Origin of the sequence: Burkholderia sp. Ed8, from assembly GCF_040761425.1 — a bacterium.
GTDB lineage: Bacteria > Pseudomonadota > Gammaproteobacteria > Burkholderiales > Burkholderiaceae > Burkholderia > Burkholderia seminalis.
In genome coordinates, this window is sequence record NZ_CP142886.1 from 2,624,318 (window position 1) to 2,644,613 (window position 20,296).

At 67.4% G+C, this 20,296-nt stretch carries 20 protein-coding genes; 14 read left to right on the top strand and 6 right to left on the bottom strand.

Translation table 11 applies throughout. The features are described from left to right. Window positions 1–14: 14 nt before the first annotated feature. Both VXM69_RS25995 and VXM69_RS26000 read left to right on the top strand, forming a co-directional pair. Window positions 15–536, top strand: coding sequence for a phospholipase D-like domain-containing protein (locus tag VXM69_RS25995; RefSeq protein WP_034186639.1), 522 nt, complete (start codon window positions 15–17; stop codon window positions 534–536). Window positions 537–659: 123 nt separating this feature from the next. Next, window positions 660–1,307: a phosphoribosyltransferase gene (locus VXM69_RS26000; protein WP_049029925.1), complete on the top strand. Its 648-nt coding sequence runs from the start codon at window positions 660–662 to the stop codon at window positions 1,305–1,307. Between the two features lie 7 nt (window positions 1,308–1,314). Here VXM69_RS26000 and VXM69_RS26005 read toward each other — a convergent pair whose 3' ends face one another. Further along, the gene (locus VXM69_RS26005; protein WP_034186640.1) at window positions 1,315–2,532 is read right to left on the bottom strand and encodes a polyhydroxyalkanoate depolymerase; all 1,218 of its coding nucleotides are present in this window, start codon (window positions 2,530–2,532) and stop codon (window positions 1,315–1,317) included. A 173-nt stretch (window positions 2,533–2,705) separates the two neighbouring features. On the opposite strand from VXM69_RS26005, the gene VXM69_RS26010 reads away from it, so the two are divergent. Further along, entirely contained in the window at window positions 2,706–3,335 is a 630-nt protein-coding gene (locus VXM69_RS26010; RefSeq protein WP_034186641.1) for a glutathione S-transferase family protein, read from the top strand. Window positions 3,336–3,463: 128 nt separating this feature from the next. Further along, window positions 3,464–3,670, top strand: a complete 207-nt coding sequence (locus tag VXM69_RS26015) for a hypothetical protein (protein ID WP_034186642.1) — start codon at window positions 3,464–3,466, stop codon at window positions 3,668–3,670. 110 nt (window positions 3,671–3,780) lie between these two features. On the opposite strand, the gene proP is transcribed toward VXM69_RS26015, so the two are convergent. Continuing rightward, a complete protein-coding gene (gene proP / locus VXM69_RS26020; protein WP_034186643.1) occupies window positions 3,781–5,271 on the bottom strand; it encodes a glycine betaine/L-proline transporter ProP in 1,491 nt (496 codons plus the stop codon). Between the two features lie 540 nt (window positions 5,272–5,811). Between proP and VXM69_RS26025 the strand changes: the two genes are divergently transcribed. After that, window positions 5,812–6,144, top strand: a complete 333-nt coding sequence (locus VXM69_RS26025; RefSeq protein ID WP_034186644.1) for a YnfA family protein — start codon at window positions 5,812–5,814, stop codon at window positions 6,142–6,144. 28 nt (window positions 6,145–6,172) lie between these two features. Here the strand turns inward: VXM69_RS26025 and dnaQ are convergent, their stop codons facing one another. From dnaQ to VXM69_RS26040, 3 genes are read right to left on the bottom strand one after another with little or no spacing between them, the layout of a single operon-like run. Continuing rightward, complete coding sequence (dnaQ, locus tag VXM69_RS26030) at window positions 6,173–6,907, bottom strand: DNA polymerase III subunit epsilon (protein WP_034186645.1); 735 nt, start codon at window positions 6,905–6,907, stop codon at window positions 6,173–6,175. A gap of 38 nt (window positions 6,908–6,945) precedes the next feature. After that, window positions 6,946–7,389, bottom strand: coding sequence for a ribonuclease HI (rnhA, locus tag VXM69_RS26035; RefSeq protein WP_021163370.1), 444 nt, complete (start codon window positions 7,387–7,389; stop codon window positions 6,946–6,948). Further along, the gene (locus VXM69_RS26040; RefSeq protein WP_034186646.1) at window positions 7,386–8,198 is read right to left on the bottom strand and encodes a class I SAM-dependent methyltransferase; all 813 of its coding nucleotides are present in this window, start codon (window positions 8,196–8,198) and stop codon (window positions 7,386–7,388) included. Before VXM69_RS26040 ends, rnhA begins: the two co-directional genes overlap by 4 nt. Window positions 8,199–8,216: 18 nt before the next feature. Here VXM69_RS26040 and gloB point away from each other — a divergent pair, with 18 nt between their 5' ends. The 8 genes from gloB (at window position 8,217) to VXM69_RS26080 (ending at window position 18,704) form a co-directional block, all read left to right on the top strand. Then, window positions 8,217–9,023, top strand: a complete 807-nt coding sequence (gloB, locus tag VXM69_RS26045) for a hydroxyacylglutathione hydrolase (protein ID WP_367189461.1) — start codon at window positions 8,217–8,219, stop codon at window positions 9,021–9,023. Window positions 9,024–9,174: 151 nt separating this feature from the next. After that, window positions 9,175–10,749, top strand: coding sequence for a transglycosylase SLT domain-containing protein (locus VXM69_RS26050; RefSeq protein WP_034186648.1), 1,575 nt, complete (start codon window positions 9,175–9,177; stop codon window positions 10,747–10,749). Window positions 10,750–10,907: 158 nt separating this feature from the next. Beyond that, on the top strand, window positions 10,908–12,125 hold the full coding sequence (locus VXM69_RS26055; protein ID WP_124609553.1) for a nitrate/nitrite transporter: 1,218 nt from the start codon (window positions 10,908–10,910) through the stop codon (window positions 12,123–12,125). Window positions 12,126–12,490: 365 nt separating this feature from the next. Beyond that, complete coding sequence (gene carA, locus VXM69_RS26060) at window positions 12,491–13,636, top strand: glutamine-hydrolyzing carbamoyl-phosphate synthase small subunit (protein WP_049033901.1); 1,146 nt, start codon at window positions 12,491–12,493, stop codon at window positions 13,634–13,636. Between the two features lie 36 nt (window positions 13,637–13,672). Further along, window positions 13,673–14,332 carry a leucine efflux protein LeuE gene (gene leuE, locus VXM69_RS26065; RefSeq protein ID WP_034186651.1) on the top strand — a complete coding sequence of 220 codons (660 nt, stop codon included), beginning with the start codon at window positions 13,673–13,675 and terminating at the stop codon, window positions 14,330–14,332. A 49-nt stretch (window positions 14,333–14,381) separates the two neighbouring features. Further along, the gene (carB, locus tag VXM69_RS26070) at window positions 14,382–17,636 is read left to right on the top strand and encodes a carbamoyl-phosphate synthase large subunit (protein ID WP_200087379.1); all 3,255 of its coding nucleotides are present in this window, start codon (window positions 14,382–14,384) and stop codon (window positions 17,634–17,636) included. A 118-nt stretch (window positions 17,637–17,754) separates the two neighbouring features. Further along, window positions 17,755–18,231 (top strand): transcription elongation factor GreA, encoded by a 477-nt coding sequence (greA, locus tag VXM69_RS26075; protein WP_021163362.1) that lies wholly within the window; start codon window positions 17,755–17,757, stop codon window positions 18,229–18,231. Between the two features lie 14 nt (window positions 18,232–18,245). Continuing rightward, the gene (locus VXM69_RS26080) at window positions 18,246–18,704 is read left to right on the top strand and encodes a DUF4149 domain-containing protein (RefSeq protein WP_367190208.1); all 459 of its coding nucleotides are present in this window, start codon (window positions 18,246–18,248) and stop codon (window positions 18,702–18,704) included. 48 nt (window positions 18,705–18,752) lie between these two features. On the opposite strand, the gene VXM69_RS26085 is transcribed toward VXM69_RS26080, so the two are convergent. Continuing rightward, complete coding sequence (locus tag VXM69_RS26085; RefSeq protein WP_034186654.1) at window positions 18,753–19,280, bottom strand: YhbY family RNA-binding protein; 528 nt, start codon at window positions 19,278–19,280, stop codon at window positions 18,753–18,755. 193 nt (window positions 19,281–19,473) lie between these two features. On the opposite strand from VXM69_RS26085, the gene VXM69_RS26090 reads away from it, so the two are divergent. After that, entirely contained in the window at window positions 19,474–20,136 is a 663-nt protein-coding gene (locus VXM69_RS26090; protein ID WP_034186655.1) for an RlmE family RNA methyltransferase, read from the top strand. The last annotated feature ends 160 nt before the right edge of the window (window positions 20,137–20,296 follow it).

The following is a 20,296-nucleotide window of genomic DNA, read 5'->3' on the forward strand; positions in this document are numbered from 1 at the left end:
TTGGCATCGCTACAATGGCGCCCGCCATGAGACCAGCCGCCATCCTTCTCGCCGCGCTGTGCTGCGCGACGAGCGCCCACGCCAGCCAGATTCCGTCCGACGCCGCGTCGGTCGGCACATACTTTTCGTATGACAACGCGGCGGCCGACGCGACCGTCGACCTGATCGAACAGGCGCAGCGTCGCGTGCTGCTGGCGGGCTATACGCACGTGCCGCCGGCTGTCGCGGGCGCGTTGCGCGCGGCCCGCGCGCGCGGAGTCGAGGTGCGTGTCGTGCTCGTGCGCTCGCCGCGCGCGGGCCGCTACAGCGGCGCCGGTTTTCTGAAATCCGCGGGCATCGACGTCGCGATCGATTCGCGGCATGGCGATCCGGCACCGCGCTTCGTGATCGTCGACGACAGCGTCGCGCTGACGACGCTGTCCGACGGTGCGGCCGCCCATGCGGAAACGGTGAATGTGTTCCAGCGCGCGCCCGAGCTTGCGCAATCCTATGCGCAGTCGTTCTGGCGGCTGTACCGGCAGGCCGGCGGCCTCTGATCCCTTCCTTCGGCGTCGCGTGCGCCGGTATGACCCTGCTTGCATCGGCGCGGCCGATGCACCATGCTCGTTGACAAGGCGCCGGCGCGGGTTTCGCGCATCCGGCGCAACGGCAGGGAGCCGATCGTGACCGAGTGTTTTGCCGATCGCGCCGATGCCGGCCGCCAGCTGGCCGACGCATTGCGCGATTACGCGGGGCGGAGCGACGTCGTCGTGCTCGCGTTGCCGCGCGGCGGCGTGCCCGTCGCGTATCCGGTCGCCTGCGCGCTGCGCGCGCCGCTCGACGTGCTGGTCGTGCGCAAGCTCGGCGTGCCGTTCGATCCCGAGCTCGCGATGGGCGCGATCGCGACCGGTGGCGCGATGTATCTGCAGCGTTCGGTGATCCGCTCGATGGGCGTGTCGGACGGGCAGCTCGCCGACGTGATCGTGCGCGAGACGGCCGAGCTGCATCGCCGTGAGGCGTTGTATCGCGGCGCCGTGCCGCCGCTGCCGGTCGACGGACGCATCGCGATCGTCGTCGACGACGGCGTCGCGACCGGCGCGTCGATGCGCGTCGCGCTGCAGGCGTTGCGCGAGCGCCGCCCCGCACGCATCGTCGCGGCGGTACCGGTCGCGCCGGCGAGCGCGCGGCACGCGTTCGACGATCTGGCCGACGCCTTCGTCACGGTGTCGCAGCCGCTGCGGTTCTTCGGGATCAGCCCGTTCTACGCCCGCTTCGAGCAGACGAGCGACGACGAGGTGCGCAGGCTGCTCGACGCGGCGCGCCACTGACGCCGCATCACGGCCGCCTGGCGCGGCGCGTGCGCGGGCGGGCCGCTTCCGCCAGCGCGAACACGCGCTGCAGCGCCGGATGGACGTCGCCGCGCCAGCGCGGCCCGGTAAACAGCCCGTAGTGATCGCAATCGTCGATGTCGACGCGATGGCGTTCGCCGGCCGTGAGGCCGCGGCACAGGTCGAGCGCCGCGTGCGTCTGGCCGGCGCCCGTGACCGCGTCGCGCGCGCCTTCGACGGTCAGCAGCGCGACGCCGCGCAGCGCGGCCGGCTCGACGCGCGTGCCGCCGACGTCCCACGTGCCGGTCGCGAGGCTCATGCGCTGGAACACGATGTCGACCGTGTCGAGGAAATAATCGGCCGGCATGTCGAGCAGCGCCGTGTATTCGAGCAGCGCCCGTCGCGCACCGGCGAGCCCGGCCATGTCGAAGCGTGACGCGGCCAGCGCGTAGGCCTCGATCAGCGTGAGGAAGCGCTGCGGATACAGCAGCGCGATCTCGCCCTGCTGCAGGTAGGTCGGGAACACGTGGCGGCCGTGCCCCGCGAAACCGGGCGGCACGATGTCGATCAGGTGGCGGCGGCACCAGTCGAGCGAGTGGGTGGCGGCGGCGGTGCCGAGTGCGCTCGGGTTCCGGCGCGCGTCGAGCGGGCCGCCGATCAGCGTGATGCTCGCGGGCGGTGCGAGGCCGCGCGCGGCACGCAGCGCGAGCGCGCCGAGCGCCGGCACGGTGGCCTGGCACACGGCGACGACGTGCAGCGGCCGGGCGTCGTGCGCGAGGCCGTCGACGAAGCCGTCGAGCAGCGCGACGTACTCGTCGAGCCCGAAGCGGCCTGCTGCAGGCGGCACGTCGCGCGCATTGCGCCAGTCGGTCACGCAGACGTCGCCGTCGGCGAGCAGCGTCTCGACGGTTTCCCGCATCATCACGGCCGCGTGCCCGGCGAGCGGCGCGCACAGCAGCACCGTGCGCCGTGCGTCGGCGCGCACGAAGCGCCGCAGGTCGCAGAACGGCGTGCGGGCGACGACCCGCTCGTCGACGGCCGGCCGCCCGATGTCGAAGCGCGGCGGCCCGGCCGACGGGCCGAGCAGCGGTTCGAACAGGTCGTCGTAGCACGACGACGCAGCGTGCGGCAGCGTGGCCGCGGGCCATGCGTCGAACGCGTGCCGCGTCGCCGCGCGCCAGGCGCGCATCCATTCCCGCTGCTGCTCGACGAGGGCATACCACATGGCGAACCTTGGGGCGGAAGGGGGCGTGAATCTTCATTATGGTCACTGTGGCCGCGCAGCGGGAGCCGAAAGCGCGGCCGTCTGCTTAGCATCAAGCGTGCGGGCGCGCTGGCCGGTGCGGCGCGACACTGCTACAGTCCTCGGTCCCATCCCCCAGAAGCGGAGCGTTTGCGATGAAGCTGATCGGCATGCTGGATTCCCCGTTCGTGCGCCGTGTCGCCATTTCGGCGAAGCTGCTCGACCTGCCGTTCGAACACCATTCGATCTCGGTGTTTCGTCATTTCGAGCAGTTCGGCACCTTCAACCCGGTCGTCAAGGCGCCGACGCTGGTGACCGACGACGGCTCGACGCTGATCGATTCGTCGCTGATCGTCGACTATCTCGATCATTGCGTCGCGCCCGAGCGGCGCCTGCTGCCCGACACCGCCGATGCGCGGTTGCGCGTGCTCGTGCCCGTCGGGTTCGCGCTGGCGGCGGCCGAAAAGACCGTCCAGGTCGTCTACGAGCAGGCGCTGCGACCGGCCGACAAGCAGCACGCGCCGTGGCTCGAGCGCGTGCTGGGCCAGCTTGAGGCCGCATACGGCGCACTGGAGCCGCTCGTCGCGGCCGCGAACGGCTGGTTAGGCGGTGCGCGCCTGCTGCAATCCGACGTGACGGTCGCGGTCGCATGGCGTTTCACGCAATTCATGGCGGCCGATTACCCGGCGCTCGCGCGGATCGATCCGGCCCGCTATCCGGCGCTGGCCGCGCATTCGGCACGGGCCGAGACGCTGCCGGCATTCGTCGAAACGCCGCTCGCGTAGGCCGAGTGCCTTGTCCGGCAAGGGTTTGCCGATTGTTCGCAACCGCTGACAAGTGACTTCGCATTCGCGCTGTTTATCCGGAAGCGGCCGGTCCCTAGAATCCACTCCATCGAATGACGCATTGCCAGATGGAGCCGATGATGAAAGCCCTGATCGAATCGAGCCTGTACCACCCGTCCGTCGTGTTGCCGCTCGCCGCGCTGACGCAGCTGATGGTCGAGCGCGATTTCAATCTCGGCCAGGTCGGATTGATCATGGCGACGCGCGGTGCCCAGGCGGCCGTGTCGCGTTCGCGCGAGCTGATCTTCTGCCGCCATTGCGAAGCGCGCGCGTGAAGGCGGCCGCATCGAAAGGATGAAAAAAAGCCCGGCCGGCGCAAGCCGGTCGGGCGGATCGGGTTCGATCGAGCCCCGGCTGCGGCCGGGGCTTTTTCATTGGGCGACGCTCACGCCCGTGCCGGCGTCGCGACGTCGTACATCTGCGGCGCATCGTCCTCTTCACGCAGCTTGCGGGCGAGCTGGTGCGCCTCGCGACGCGTCGCGACGGCCGGCGGCGAGCCCTTCAGCGGCTGGCGCGCGGTTTCCGCGAGCGCGACGACCGACACGATGCCGATCACGGCGGCGCCCATCATGTAATACGCGGGCATCATCAGGTTGTGCGTCACGTCGACGAGCCACGCGGTCATCAGCGGCGTCGTGCCGCCGAACAGCGATACCGACACGTTGAAGCCGATCGCGAGCGCGCCGTAGCGGATCTCGGTCGGGAACAGCGCCGGCAGCGCCGACGGCATCACGCCGGTGAAGCACGACAGCAGCACGCCGAGGATCAGCAGGCCGCCGAACACCGACGCCGTGGTGCCCGCGTGAATCAGCATCATCGACGGGATCGACAGCACGAGCAGGCCGACACAGCCGGCGAGCATCACGGGCTTGCGGCCGATCTTGTCCGACAGGCGGCCGGCGTACAGCGTCATCGGCATCATCAGCACCATCACGATCAGCACGAGCACGAGGCTGTGCGATTCGTCGAAGTGCAGCGTCGACGACATGAAGCTCGGCAGGTACGACAACACCATGTAGTCGGTCACGTTGAAGATCAGCACGAGGCCGACGCACAGCAGCAGCGCACGCCAGTTGCGCATCAGCGTCTCGCGGAACCGCGCCTTCGGCACGGCCTTGTCCTGCGCTTCGCGCTCTTCGGCCTGGCGCTTGAACGCGGGCGTTTCCTCGAGCCGCATCCGGATGTAGAGGCCGATCAGGCCGAGCGGGCCGGCGATCAGGAACGGCACGCGCCAGCCCCACGACAGCAGCGCTTCCTGCGACAGCGACGCGGTGAGCAGCGCGACGACGCCGGCGCCCATCACGTAGCCGATCAGCGTGCCGAACTCGAGGAAGCTGCCCATGAAGCCGCGGCGCTTGTCGGTCGAGAATTCGGCGATGAAGGTGGCGGCGCCGCCGTACTCGCCGCCGGTCGAGAAGCCCTGCACGAGGCGGGCGACGAGCAGCAGCACGGGCGCCATGATGCCGATCGACGCGTAGCTCGGGATCAGGCCGATCGCGAAGGTGCCGACGGCCATCATGATCATCGTCGCGGCGAGCACGCGCTGGCGGCCGATGCGATCGCCGAGCGGGCCGAACACCATGCCGCCGAGCGGGCGCACGAGGAACGCGGCCGCGAACGTGCCGAAGGTCGCGAGCAGCTGCGCGGACGGGCTGCTGGACGGGAAGAACACCTTGCCGAGCGTGACGGCGATGTAGCTGTAGACGCCGAAGTCGAACCATTCCATCGCGTTGCCGATGGCCATCGCGCTGACGGCGCGCTTGAGCAGGCTCTGGTCGACGACGGTGATGTCGTCCGCGGCGAGCGGAGCCTCGCCGGACGGCGAAGCGGTGGAAGAAGCAGCGGTCGGGCTGACGTGTGTTGCGGTCAAGGTCATGCACTCCTTTGACTGCGCCGGAACGGGCGGGCCGTCCGACACGGTTTGCCGGCGAGCGCGATGTCGGGTGCGGCGCGTCGGGGCAGGCCATTAAGCGCTTACTGCACAAGGGGCAGCAAAGGCCGTAAGGGGCTGCTTCGACGCGGGCCCGATGGGCCGTCGCGACAGTGCGCTCATGAAGAATGGGCCGCGTGATGCAGGCGGCGGATGCCGGTGCGGACGAAGGGTCCGGTGTTCCGGCAACGCCCCGGAGGGGCAACGAAACGAGAAAAGCGGGCCTGTCGGGCGGGCTTTCCTGTGGGTGCAATTTCGGTCGAAAGGCCGGCCCGCAACGCGCGGACGGGTTTCTCTCGAAATCGAATAGACAGAGATTGAATGTTGAAACAGGCGACATGATAGCACGATGACGGATGATCGTGCAAATTGCCGGGAGACGCCCGCCTGGCGGGGGATTCGGCGCGGCCTGCTCGGGTATGATCGGCGGCGCGCGGCGGGGCCGTGCAGCGCCCGGCGACGGGGGCCGAATTCACGAGGAACCGGATGACCGAACTGATCAGGATCGCGGCGCTGTTCGCCGCTACCGCGCTGGCCGAAATCGTCGGCTGCTACCTGCCGTGGCTCGTGCTGAAGGACGGGCGTCCTGCCTGGCTGCTGGTGCCGGCCGCGCTCTCGCTTGCGCTGTTCGCGTGGCTGCTGACGCTGCACCCGAGCGCGGCGGGGCGTACTTATGCCGCGTACGGCGGCGTCTACATCGCGGTGGCGCTGGTGTGGTTGCGGGTGGTCGACGGCGTCGCGCTGACCCGCTGGGACGTGGCCGGCGCGGCGCTCGCGCTCGGCGGGATGGCCGTCATCGCGCTGCAGCCGCGCGCGTAAGCGCGGCCGCGGCGGGTATGGGCAGGCGTCAGGCCGCTTCCGCGGCGCCTTCGTCGGCGGACTTGCGCCACACGCAGGTGCCCTTGACCGACTTGTCGAGCTCGTCGAGTTGCGCCTGGTGCGCGGCGAGTTCGTCGTCGCTCGCGACCACGACGGCCAGGTCGAGCGCGGCGAGCGAGACGCGCTGGCCGTTCGCCGCGCCGCCGTCGGCGCCCGCGTCGTCGAGCATGTCGATCACGAGGCTGTCCTGGCCGCGCGTCATCGCGAGATACACCTCGGCGAGCAGCTCCGAGTCGAGCAGTGCGCCGTGCAGCGTGCGGTGCGCGTTGCTGATGCCGAAGCGGTCGCACAGCGCGTCGAGCGAGTTGCGCTTGCCTGGGAACATCTGCTTGGCCTGCACGAGCGTGTCGATCACGCCGCCGCAATGTTCGGTGAACGGCGGCAGGCCGAGCCGCGCGAATTCCGCGTCGAGAAAGCCAAGGTCGAACGGCGCGTTGTGGATGATCAGCTCGGCGTCCTTCACGAAGTCGCGGATCTGGTCGGCGACTTCCGCGAATTTGGGCTTGTCGCTGAGGAATTCGGTCGTGAGGCCGTGCACCGCCAGTGCGCCCGGATCGCTGTCGCGCTCGGGGTTCACGTAGAAATGCAGGTTGTTGCCGGTGAGCCGCCGGTTCAGCAGCTCGACGCAGCCGATTTCGATGAGGCGGTCGCCCGTGCGGGCGTTCAGGCCGGTGGTTTCGGTATCGAGAATGATCTGGCGCATGTCGGGGAAAACGAAGAAAACAGGGGAACGGCCGGCGTTCAGGCCGTGAGCGATTCGACGCCGCGATTCGCGAGCGCGTCCGCGCGCTCGTTTTCGGGGTGGCCCGCGTGGCCCTTGACCCAGCGCCACTCGACTTCATGCTGCGCGACGAGCGCGTCGAGCCGCTTCCACAGGTCGGCGTTCTTCACGGGTGTTTTCGCCGCGGTGACCCAGCCTTTTTTCTTCCAGCCGTGGATCCACTCGCTGATGCCTTTCTGCACGTACTGCGAGTCGGTATGGACGATCACCTGGCACGGCCGCTTCAGCGCTTCGAGCGCGGCGATCACGCCCATCAGCTCCATGCGGTTGTTGGTCGTGTTCGGTTCGCCGCCGAACAGCTCCTTCTCCTTGTCGCCGTAGCGCATCAGTGCGCCCCAGCCGCCGGGGCCGGGGTTGCCCTTGCAGGCGCCGTCGGTATAGATGTCGATGGTATCGATTGTCATGAATGTTCTTGATGGGTGGTCGGGGAGGCCGCCGGCGTCAGGCCCGGGGCGAGCACGGGCTTCTTCATCTTGATCTGGCCGACGAGGCGCATGCCGCGCACGCGCTTGACGGCCGTCACCATGTAGACGGCGCCGAAGATCGGCCACCAGCGGTCGCCGGCGGCCTCCATGAAGCCGTAGCGGGCCAGCCACTTGTCGGTGACGAGCGGCGGGCGGTAGCAGCCGAAGCGGCCGCGTTCGAGGTCGAAACCGAGCAGCTTGATCCAGTCCTTGAGCCGGATGAACGCGATCTGGTCGCGCGTGGCCGGCACGAACGGGTGGTTCGCCATGCGCCCGAACGACTGGCGCATGCCCCACAGGCTGAGCGAATTGAAGCCGGTGATCACGAGCTGGCCTTCCGGCATCAGCACGCGCTCGGCCTCGCGCAGCAGGCGGTGCGGGTCGGACGTGAATTCGAGCGTGTGCGGCATCACGATCAGGTCGACGCTCTGCGACTCGAACGGCAGGTCGAGCAGGTCGCACCAGGTCGTGCTGCGATCGGCGGGCGCATGCTCGGGTGCGTGCGCCTCGCGTGCCCACGGGTACTGGTACGGCGCGCTCGCGCCGCTCGCCGGGTCGAGCACGAGGCCGCGATACGGCATGCGGTTCTCGCGCAACGCGTCGAGCTGCGGCAAGCCGAGCTGCAGCGCGTGGAACCCGAAGACGTCGGACACGATCCGGTCGAGCTGCGCCTGCTCCCAGCCCAGCACGTAGCGGCCGGGAGGCGAGTCGGTCCAGGCGGGCCAGTCTATAATTTGACGGTCAGACATAACGATGATTGCGCGCCCATGAACGAGCTGGAATACGTGCCGGTTCCGGCATTCGAAGACAACTATATCTGGCTCGTCTCGGACGGCCGCGATGCAATCGCCGTCGATCCGGGTGAAGCCGCGCCCGTACGCCGGGTTCTTGCCGAACGAGGCTGGCGGTTGACCGCTATTTTACTCACGCACCACCACGCCGACCATGTCGGCGGTGTCGAGGCGCTGCGCGATAGCCAACCGGCCGATGCGCCGCTGGCGGTATACGGCCCCGCGGCCGAAGCGATCGGCGTGGTCACGCGGCCGCTGGCGGGCAGCGATCGCGTGACGCTCGACGCGCCGGCCGTCGCGTTCGACGTGCTCGACGTACCCGGTCATACGCGCGGCCACATCGCCTATTTCCAGGCGGCCGGGCCGCGCAACGCGGCGCCGCACGTGTTCTGCGGCGACACGCTGTTCTCGTGCGGGTGCGGCCGCCTGTTCGAAGGCACGCCCGCGCAGATGCTCGCGTCGCTCGACGCGCTCGCGGCGCTGCCGGGCGACACGCGCGTGCATTGCGCACACGAATACACGCTGTCCAATATCCGCTTCGCGCTCGCGTGCGAGCCCGGCAATGCGGCGCTCGCCGCGTGGCGCGACGAAGCGCAGGCGCTGCGCGCGCGTGGCGTGCCGACGCTGCCCACTACGATTGCTCACGAGCGTGCCGTTAACCCGTTCATGCGGGCGGACAGCGCGGCGATACATGCCACGCTCGAGGCCGAGCTGCACGAAACAGTGCCGGATCGTCTGGCGGCATTCACGCTGATGCGCGAGTGGAAAAACCGGTTCCGATGATGATTTCCGGAGGACTCCAAAGCTCAAGCGGTGTCTGTAAAAATTGCTCCAAATGTAGGATTTCGCTGAGTTTTCGGTGTTTTTATTGACGTGAAGCACGCACTTCCGTAGTATCGCCTGCAATTTCCAGCCGTCGGAAGCCGAGATTTTCATGCGACTTATATTGAGTGCGATGGTGGTCCTGCTACTCGCCGCTTGTGCGAGCCAGGCGCCTGTCGCCAACAACGCCGCCGATTCGCAGGCGACGTCCAACTACCTCCGTAAATCAGCCACCGCCAAAGAAACTGTCGACGTCGACAAGCAATCCGTCGGCGACCTGACCAGTGCCGACTCCGATCTGTGGGGGCGCATCCGCCGCGGCTTCCAGATGCCCGACCTGCAGAGCGACCTCGTCGACATGCAGACGACCTGGTACACGCAGCGTCCGGATTACGTGCAGCGCATGACCGAGCGCTCGCAGAAGTACCTGTATCACATCGTCGAGGAGCTCGAGGCGCGTCACATGCCGACCGAGCTCGCGCTGCTGCCGTTCATCGAGTCCGCGTACAACCCGCAGGCGCTGTCGGTCGCGAAGGCGGCCGGCATGTGGCAGTTCATGCCCGGCACGGGCCGCACGTACAACCTGAAGCGCAACATGTGGCAGGACGAGCGCCGCGACGTGCTCGCGTCGACGAGCGCCGCGCTCGACTACCTGTCGCGCCTGCATGACATGTTCGGCGACTGGTATCTGGCGCTGGCCGCGTACAACTGGGGCGAGGGCAACGTGCAGCGCGCGATCGCGCGCAACCAGGCCGCCGGCCTGCCGACCGACTACCAGAACCTGCGGATGCCGAACGAGACGCGCAACTACGTGCCGAAGCTGCAGGCGGTGAAGAACATCATCGCGAGCCCGCAGCAGTATGGCCTGACGCTGCCGGACATCCCGAACCACCCGTATTTCGTGACGGTCACGACCGCGCGCGACATCGACGTCGCGGTTGCCGCGAAGCTCGCGAACCTGTCGCTCGACGAGTTCCGCTCGCTGAACCCGTCGTTCTCGAAGCCGGTGATCCTCGGAGCGACCGAGCCGCAGATCCTGCTGCCGTTCGACAACGCGTCGGCGTTCGAGAAGAACCTGAAGACCTACAACGGCCAGCTGTCGACGTGGACCACCTATACGGTGAGCGAGCGCGCGCGCCCGGCCGCGATCGCCGAGAAGATCGGCGTGGACGCCGATACGCTGATGTCGGTCAACAAGATTCCGGCCGGCATGCGCCTGAAGCCGGGCTCGACGATCGTCGTGCCGCGCGGCGACGACGATGACGAGGACATCAGCGCCGACGTCGCCGAAAACGGCGCGCTCGCGATGGAACCGGACGTACCCGACACGCGCAAGATGCTGATCCGCGTGCGCCGCAAGCAGTCGATGGCGGCGATCGCCGGCCGCTACGGCGTGTCGGTCGGTCAGTTGAAGGCGTGGAACCGCACGCACCGCGATCTCGCGATGCCGGGCCAGGCGCTCGTGCTGCACGTGCCGGTCGGCCGTTCGGTGCCGGCGGAACCCGGCCCGGAGCGGATCGCGACGTCGTCCGCCGGGGCGCACATCGAGCGTGCAAGCCTCGCGGTGGGCGGCAAGTCGCACGGCGCGAAGCGCGGTGCGGCAAAGCCGGCCGCCAGGTCGGCGAAGGCGGCGCCCGCGAAGGCCGCGCCGGCCAAGGCCGCGGCACACAAGGGCAAGAAGAAGTAACGCGGCTGCCCCGCGCAGCGGGCGGCCGGTCGGGTTCGCGCGATTGCGCTATCATCCGACGAAATGCGACGAAACGCCGTCACCGAGGTGACGGCGTTTTCGTTTGTGCGCGGTGCGAGGGCGCCGTTTCGGATGTCTTCATATAACGAGGGGAAGTGATGTCGTCGGTGCAGGTGAGGGTGCTCGCGCTGTTTTCGGTCGGGTATTTCGTGTCGTACGTGTTTCGCGGCGTCAATCTGGGCTTCGCGCCGTTCGTCACGCACGAGCTCGGGCTGTCGGCCGCCGACCTCGGCCTGCTGACCAGCCTCTATTTCCTCGGCTTCGCGGGCGCGCAGATTCCGGCCGGCGTGATGCTCGACCACTTCGGCCCGCGTCGCGTGACGGCCGGCATGCTGCTGTTCGCGGCGGCCGGTGCGGCCGTGTTCGGCGCCGCGCACGGCCTCGGCACGATGATGGTCGGCCGGCTGCTGATCGGCGTCGGCGTATCGGTATGTCTCGGCGCGGCGTTCAAGGCACTCGCGCAGCATTTCCCCGTCGGCCGGCTGCCGCTCGTCAACGGCCTCGTGATGGCCGTGGGCGGCCTTGGCGGCGTGATGGTCGGCTCGCCGCTGACCTGGCTGCTCGGCTGGATGAGCTGGCGCGCGATCTGTTTTGGCCTCGCGGTGCTGACGGTGGCCGTCGCGGCGTCGATCGGCTTCGGTGCGCCCGAGGCGAAGCAGGCGCGCCACCAGGGCGGCCTCGTCAGCCAGTTCAAGGGCACGTGGCACATCCTGAGCAGCCGTGCGTTCTGGAAGATCTCGTCATTCTCCGTCGTCACGCAGGGCGTGTTCTACGCGATGCAGTCGCTGTGGGTCGGGCCGTATCTGCGCGATGTCGCCGGTTTCGATGCGGCGCATGCCGCGCGCCTCGTGTCGGTGCTCGGCTTCGCGATGATGGCCGGCTGCGTCGGCTTCGGCGCGGCCGCGCGCGTGCTCGAGCGGCGCGGCGTGTCGGTCTACGCGTTCTGCGGCGTCGGCATGGCGCTGTTCGTCGCGACGCAACTGGCGATCGTCGCGCGCGTGCCGCTGCCGCCGGCCGCGCTGTGGGCGGCATACGGGATGTTCGGCGGCGTCGGCATCCTGACCTACGCGGTGATGGCCGGACACTTTCCCGCGCATCTGATCGGTCGCGCGAACACGACGCTCACGCTCGTGATCTTCCTGCTGATCTTCGCGTTCCAGATCGGCGTCGGCGCGGTGCTGTCGCACTGGCCGGCGGTCGACGGCCGTTATCCGGCGGCCGCGCACTTCACCGCGTGGGGCGTGTTGCTCGCGCTGCAGCTCGCGAGTGCGGCCTGGTACGTGTGGCCCGCGCGCGGCGCTGGCCAAGCGCACTGATCCGGCGGTACGCTGGCGGGTAGGGCGGTCCTGGAAACGGGGCCGCAGCGCGCCGCGCCGTGCGGCAGGGCGCGGCGCGCGTACGATCGGACGGCCATATCCATTGAAGATAGGGCCATTTTCAGGCTATAATTTGAAAGTTTGTGCTGATCAACCTCGCACCCTAGCGCCTACCTCTTTCATCCCGTTCATCCGCCGCACGCCGCCTGCCGGGCGATGCCGCGAAGCCTCGTGCGCCACGCGCCGGGTTCGCGACTCGACAACGCAGGCCGCGTCCAGCAAGCGACCACGCGCGCCCACGCAGCGCGGCGCTCGCGCGGCAGGGTAAACAGGTCGGCAGCAGGGTGTTCCCCAAGGAGCCTCCCGTGTTGCCGTCTTTTTCTCCCGCCTTGCTTGCACTCGCCGACGGCACGGTCTTTCGTGGTTATTCGATCGGGGCCGAAGGCCACACGATCGGCGAAGTCGTGTTCAATACCGCGATCACCGGCTATCAGGAAATCCTGACTGACCCGAGCTACTCGCGCCAGATCGTCACGCTCACCTACCCGCATATCGGCAACGTCGGCGTCAACGCCGAAGACGTCGAAGCCACGAAAGTCCATGCCGCCGGCCTGATCATCCGTGATCTGCCCACACTCGCGTCGAATTTCCGCATGGACCGCACGCTCGGCGACTACCTGCGCGACGAAGGCGTCGTCGCGATCGCCGGCATCGACACCCGCAAGCTGACCCGCATCCTGCGCGACAAGGGCGCGCAGAACGGCTGCATCCTGACCGGCTCGGACGACGCAGCGAAGGCGATCGAACTCGCGCGCTCGTTCCCGGGCCTCGCGGGCATGGACCTCGCGAAGGTCGTGTCGACCACGAAGCCGTTCGAGTGGAAGCAGACCGAATGGCGCCTCGAAGGCGGCTACGGCATGCAGGAAGCGCCGAAGTATCGCGTCGTCGCGTACGATTTCGGCGTCAAGTACAACATCCTGCGCATGCTCGCGGAGCGCGGCTGCCACGTGACGGTGCTGCCGGCGCAGGCGAGCGCGGCCGATGCGCTCGCGCTGAATCCGGACGGCATCTTCCTGTCGAACGGCCCCGGCGATCCGGAGCCCTGCGATTACGCGATCGCGGCCACGAAGGAATTCATCGCGCGCGGGGTGCCGACCTTCGGCATCTGCCTGGGCCACCAGATCATGGGCCTCGCGGTCGGCGCGAAGACGCTGAAGATGAAGACGGGCCACCACGGCGCGAACCATCCGGTGAAGGATCTCGGCGACGGCCGTGTCGTGATCACGTCGCAGAACCACGGCTTCGCGGTCGACGCCGATTCGCTGCCGGCCAATGCGCGCGTGACGCACGTGTCGCTGTTCGACGGCACGCTGCAGGGCTTCGAGCTGACCGACAAGCCGGCATTCTGCTTCCAGGGCCACCCGGAAGCGTCGCCCGGCCCGCACGACATCGGCTACCTGTTCGACCGTTTCACCGCGCTGATGGACGCGGCGAAACAGCGCAACGCCTAAGTCACTGACGCAACCGAAGGACGGGAGATTCACATCATGTTCGGCCACGCACTCGGCATCACGGATATCTGGACCTACGTGTTCGGCGTGATCTTCATCATCCTGCTGCCGGGACCGAACTCGATGTACGTGCTGTCGCTGGCGGCGCAGCGCGGCGTGAAGGCCGGCTACCGCGCGGCCTGCGGCGTGTTCGTCGGCGATACGGTGCTGATGGTGCTGTCCGCCGCGGGCGTCGCGTCGCTGCTGAAGGCGAACCCGCTGCTGTTCTCAGTCGTCAAGTACGGCGGCGCCGCGTATCTGCTGTACATCGGCACCGGGATGCTGCGCAGCGCGTGGCGCAAGCTGCGCGCGCGCGGCGACGCACCGGTCGATGCGCCGCAGGCGGTTGACGGCGAGCGGCCCTTCCGGAAAGCGCTGATCGTGAGCCTGCTGAATCCGAAGGCGATCCTGTTCTTCATCTCGTTCTTCATCCAGTTCGTCGACCCGGCATTTCCGCATCCCGCGCTGTCGTTCGTCGTGCTCGGGGCGATCGCGCAATGCGCGAGCTTCCTGTACCTGAGCACGCTGATCTTCGCGGGCGCGCGGCTCGCCGAGCATTTCCGCCGCCGCCGCAAGCTTGCGGCAGGCGCGGCGAGCAGCGTGGGCGGCCTGTTCATCGGTTTCTCGGTGAAGCTTGCGCTCGCGACCATGAGCTGAGCGCTGCCGGCCGACCCACGACAACGATTACTTATTGAATTCACAAGCCATGCCAAAACGCACAGACATCAAGAGCATCCTCATCATCGGCGCCGGCCCGATCATCATCGGCCAGGCGTGCGAGTTCGACTACTCGGGCGCGCAGGCTTGCAAGGCGTTGCGTGAGGAGGGCTACAAGGTCATTCTCGTCAACAGCAACCCGGCGACGATCATGACCGACCCGAATACGGCCGACGTGACCTACATCGAGCCGATCACGTGGGAAGTCGTCGCACGCATCATCGAGAAGGAGCGCCCGGACGCGATCCTGCCGACGATGGGCGGCCAGACCGCGCTGAACTGCGCGCTCGACCTGCATCACCACGGTGTGCTCGAGAAGTTCGGCGTCGAGCTGATCGGCGCGTCGCCGGAAGCGATCGACAAGGCGGAAGACCGCCAGAAGTTCAAGGAAGCGATGACCAAGATCGGTCTCGGCTCCGCGAAGTCGGGCATCGCGCACTCGATGGAAGAGGCGACCCAGGTGCATGCCGAGATCATGGCCGGCACCGGCGGCAGCGGCTACCCGGTCGTGATCCGTCCGTCGTTCACGCTCGGCGGCTCGGGCGGCGGCATCGCGTACAACCGCGAGGAGTTCGAGGAGATCTGCAAGCGCGGTCTCGACCTGTCGCCCACGCGCGAGCTGCTGATCGAAGAGTCGCTGCTCGGCTGGAAGGAATACGAGATGGAAGTCGTGCGCGACCGCGCCGACAACTGCATCATCGTCTGCTCGATCGAGAACCTCGACCCGATGGGCGTGCACACCGGCGACTCGATCACGGTCGCGCCGGCGCAGACGCTCACCGACAAGGAATACCAGATCCTGCGCAACGCATCGCTCGCGGTGCTGCGCGAGATCGGCGTCGACACCGGCGGCTCGAACGTGCAGTTCTCGATCAACCCGAAGGACGGCCGCATGGTCGTCATCGAAATGAACCCGCGCGTGTCGCGTTCGTCGGCGCTCGCATCGAAGGCGACGGGCTTCCCGATCGCGAAGGTCGCCGCGAAGCTGGCGGTCGGCTACACGCTCGACGAGCTGAAGAACGAAATCACCGGCGGCCAGACGCCGGCGTCGTTCGAGCCGACGATCGACTACGTCGTCACGAAGATCCCGCGTTTCGCGTTCGAGAAGTTCCGTGAAGCCGATTCGCGCCTCACCACGCAGATGAAGTCGGTCGGCGAAGTGATGGCGATCGGCCGCACGTTCCAGGAATCGTTCCAGAAGGCGCTGCGCGGCCTCGAGGTCGGCGTCGACGGTCTCGACGAGAAGTCGACCAACCGCGACGAGATCGCGATCGAGATCCACGAGCCGGGCCCGGACCGCATCTGGTACGTGGGCGACGCATTCCGCATCGGCATGACGGCCGAGGAAATCTTCGCGGAAACCGCGATCGACCCGTGGTTCCTCGAGCAGATCGAGCAGATCATCCTGAAGGAAAAAGCGCTGTCGGGCCGCACGCTCGCGTCGCTGACGTTCGACGAGCTGCGCTACCTGAAGCAGAGCGGCTTCTCCGACCGCCGCCTCGCGAAGCTGCTCGGCGCGACGCCGGAAGACGTGCGCAAGCGTCGTATCGAACTGAACGTGCGCCCGGTCTACAAGCGCGTCGACACCTGCGCGGCCGAATTCGCGACGAAGACGGCGTACATGTACTCGACCTACGAGGAAGAGTGCGAGGCGCAGCCGACCACCAACAAGAAGATCATGGTGCTGGGCGGCGGCCCGAACCGGATCGGCCAGGGCATCGAGTTCGACTACTGCTGCGTGCACGCGGCGCTCGCGATGCGCGAGGACGGCTACGAAACGATCATGGTCAACTGCAACCCGGAAACGGTGTCGACCGACTATGACACGTCCGACCGCCTGTACTTCGAGCCGCTGACGCTCGAAGACGTGCTCGAGATCGTCGACAAGGAAAAGCCGGTCGGCGTGATCGTCCAGTACGGCGGCCAGACGCCGCTGAAGCTCGCGCTCGACCTCGAGGCGCACGGCGTGCCGATCGTCGGCACGTCGCCGGACATGATCGACGCGGCCGAAGACCGCGAGCGCTTCCAGAAGCTGCTGCAGGACCTCGGCCTGCGCCAGCCGCCGAACCGCACCGCGCGCGCCGAAGACGAAGCGCTCGCGCTCGCGGACGAAATCGGCTACCCGCTCGTCGTGCGCCCGTCGTACGTGCTGGGCGGCCGCGCGATGGAAATCGTCCACGAGCCGCGCGACCTCGAGCGCTACATGCGCGAGGCCGTGAAGGTGTCGAACGATTCGCCGGTGCTGCTCGACCGCTTCCTGAACGACGCGATCGAATGCGACGTCGACTGCATCTGCGACGGCGAAGCCGTGTTCATCGGCGGCGTGATGGAGCACATCGAGCAGGCGGGCGTCCACTCGGGCGACTCGGCATGCTCGCTGCCGCCGTACTCGCTGTCGAAGGAAACCGTGGCCGAGCTGAAGCGCCAGACGGGCGCGATGGCGAAGGCGCTGAACGTGGTCGGCCTGATGAACGTGCAGTTCGCGATCCAGCAGGTGCCGCAGGCGGACGGTTCGAAGCAGGACATCATCTACGTGCTGGAAGTGAACCCGCGCGCATCGCGCACGGTGCCGTACGTGTCGAAGGCGACCAGCCTGCCGCTCGCGAAGATCGCGGCGCGCGCGATGGTCGGCCAGAAGCTCGCGCAGCAGGGCGTGACGAAGGAAGTCGAGCCGCCGTACTTCAGCGTGAAGGAGGCCGTGTTCCCGTTCGTCAAGTTCCCGACCGTCGATCCGGTCCTCGGGCCTGAAATGCGCTCGACCGGCGAAGTGATGGGCGTCGGCCAGACGTTCGGCGAAGCGCTGTTCAAGTCGCAGCTCGCGGCCGGCTCGCGCCTGCCGGAGTCGGGCACGGTGCTGCTGACCGTGATGGACGCGGATAAACCGAAGGCCGTCGAAGTCGCGCGCATGCTGCACGACCTCGGCTACCCGATCGTCGCGACGAAGGGGACGGCTGCCGCGATCGAAGCGGCCGGCGTGCCGGTGAAGGTCGTGAACAAGGTGAAGGACGGCCGTCCGCACATCGTCGACATGATCAAGAACGGCGAGATCGCCCTCGTGTTCACGACCGTCGACGAGACGCGCCAGGCGATCGCCGATTCGCGCTCGATCCGCATGAGCGCGCAGGCGCACAAGGTCACGTACTACACGACGATGTCGGGCGCGCGCGCGGCCGTCGAAGGCTTGCGCTACCTGAAGGATCTGGAAGTCTATGATTTACAAGGTCTTCACGCTCGCCTAAACTAAGCAGTCAGTTACCTGTCGAAGCAACACGTGCCGCGATTAGGCGGTGTTTCCAGTGCATCGGAAACGCGCTTAATCGCGGTGATTTTTTTTAAAGCCGTTTTTAGCGATTGAGCCGTTTATGAGCACCATTCCGTTGACAAAGCGTGGCGCGGAGCAACTGCGCGATGAATTGCAGCGCCTCAAGTCCGTCGAGCGGCCGGCCGTGATCAACGCGATCGCGGAGGCCCGCGCACAGGGCGACCTGTCCGAAAACGCCGAATACGATGCCGCGAAGGAAAAGCAGGGCTTCATCGAGGGTCGTATCGCGGAAATCGAATCGAAGCTGTCGGCCGCGCAGGTCATCGATCCCACCGTGCTCGACGCGGAAGGCCGCGTGGTCTTCGCGTCGACCGTCGAGCTCGAGGATCTCGAATCGGGCGACACCGTCAAGTACCAGATCGTCGGCGACGACGAAGCCGACATCGATCACGGCCTGATCTCGGTCAGCTCGCCGATCGCGCGCGCGCTGATCGGCAAGTCCGAAGGCGACGTCGCGGCCGTGCAGGCGCCGAGCGGCGTGCGCGAGTACGAAATCATCTCGGTCAGCTACATCTGAAGCGGGGCGACGTGATGCCGCATCGCGTGTTCCGCCTGCTGTCGGCCGTGTGGGTCGGCAGCCTGCTGACGATCGGGTATGCGGTCGCGCCCGTATTGTTCAAGACGCTGGAGCGGATGACGGCCGGTTCGGTCGCCGCCCAGCTGTTCCGTATCGAGGCGATCCTCGGCGTCGTGTGCGGCGTGCTGCTGCTCGCGCTGTCGAACCAGCAGGTGCGGCGCGGCAGCAGCGAATATCGCCGCGTGCGCTGGGTCGTCGCCGCGATGGTCGGGTGCGTTCTGGTCGGGTATTTTGCGCTGCAGCCGTTCATGAACGCGCTGCGGGTGGCCGCGATTGAGGCGGGCACCGATATCGCGAATTCGCCGTATGCAAGCCGCTTCGGGATGCTGCACGGCGTCTCGAGCGTGTTCTACCTCGTCGAGAGCGTGCTGGGGCTGATGCTGATCTGGCGTCTGCCGGCACGCGACGCCTGAGCGCCGCGCGGGCTGCGCGGCACGGGATGCCCCGTGCCGCATGCGTGATTACTTGTCCTGGAACGGCCGCTTGGTGCTGGCCTGGCGCTTTTTCGCCCGCTTCACGTTGCCGCCGGCCGTCACGCGCTCGTTGCCGCGCACGACGACCTTCGTCGGCTTCGGGCGACGCACGGGGCTCGCGTTCGGCGACACCTTGACGACCTTGACGGTGCGCGGTGCGCGGCCTTTCCTGTCGTCGGCGGCTTCGGCCGCGCTCGGCAGCGTGCCGGCACGACGGCCGCGGGCCGGGGCCGCCGCGGCGGCTTCGGGCTTCCAGATCACCAGCAGCTTGCCGATGTGCTGGATCGGCGCGGCGCTCAGGCGGTCGCAGATCTCGTCGTAGATCGCGATGCGCTCGTCGCGTTCGTCGCCGAACACGCGGATCTTGATCAGCTGGTGCGCGTTGAGGTGCACCTTGATTTCCTTCAGCACGGCGTCGGTCAGCCCTTCGGCGCCGATCAGCACGACGGGCTTGAGCGCATGGGCCTGGGAGCGCAGCGCGGAGCGCTCGGCGGGAGAAAGCGAAAGGGCGGGCATGGGAATGTCGAAATCTAAATAAGGGCGCGCTGACTGAATGGCGATCGCGGGAAGTTACCGCGTCAGCCGTGCGCCGAAACCACGTAAAATCGCGGCTTGGGCCTGAAAAGGGGCCGCAGCCGCGCGAAGAAGACGCGTATTATCCGCTAAAAGCGCGGCTTCACGAAGCAATTGGCAGCAATCTCTCTCTCGAATGGCAAAAAACCGCTTCAACCAGCACTGGCTGCACGACCACATCAACGACCCGTACGTCAAAATGGCGCAGCGGGAGGGCTATCGCGCGCGCGCCGCGTACAAGCTGAAGGAAATCGACGAGCAGGACAAGCTGATCCGTCCGGGCCAGGTGATCGTCGACCTCGGCGCGACGCCGGGCAGCTGGAGCCAGTATGCCCGCAACAAGCTCGCGCAGGGCAAGAAGCGTGACGCGGAGCGCGAAGGCGGCATTGACGGCACGATCGTGGCGCTCGACATCCTGCCGATGGAGCCGATCGCCGACGTCCACTTTCTCCAGGGCGACTTCCGCGAGGACGATGTCCTTCACCAGCTCGAGGAAGTGCTCGAAGGGCGCGCGGTGGACCTTGTTATTTCCGACATGGCCCCCAACCTCTCCGGCGTGGCCTCGGCAGACGCGGCGCGCATCGAGCATCTCTGCGATCTGGCGCTCGAATTCGCGCAGAATCATCTGAAGCCGGACGGTGCGCTGCTCGTGAAGTGCTTTCACGGCAGCGGCTACAGCCAGATCGTCGAGAAATTCAAACAGCAGTTTAAGACCGTCGCGCCGCGCAAGCCGAAGGCGTCCCGCGACAAATCGTCCGAAACGTTCATTTTGGGTCGGCATCTGAAGCATCCGCGGTGACGCGGAGCGGGATACCGCAAACGGGCTCCGGCCCTTGCCAGACAAGCGAAGCGCTATCGCGGCGGTTGTCAATGCTTATGGCGGGGGTGGTCGGACTGGATTAGAATGACCGAGGGGCGCCGCAAGGAAAATGTAGGCGCTCGTCTACGAGTGAAGGAGT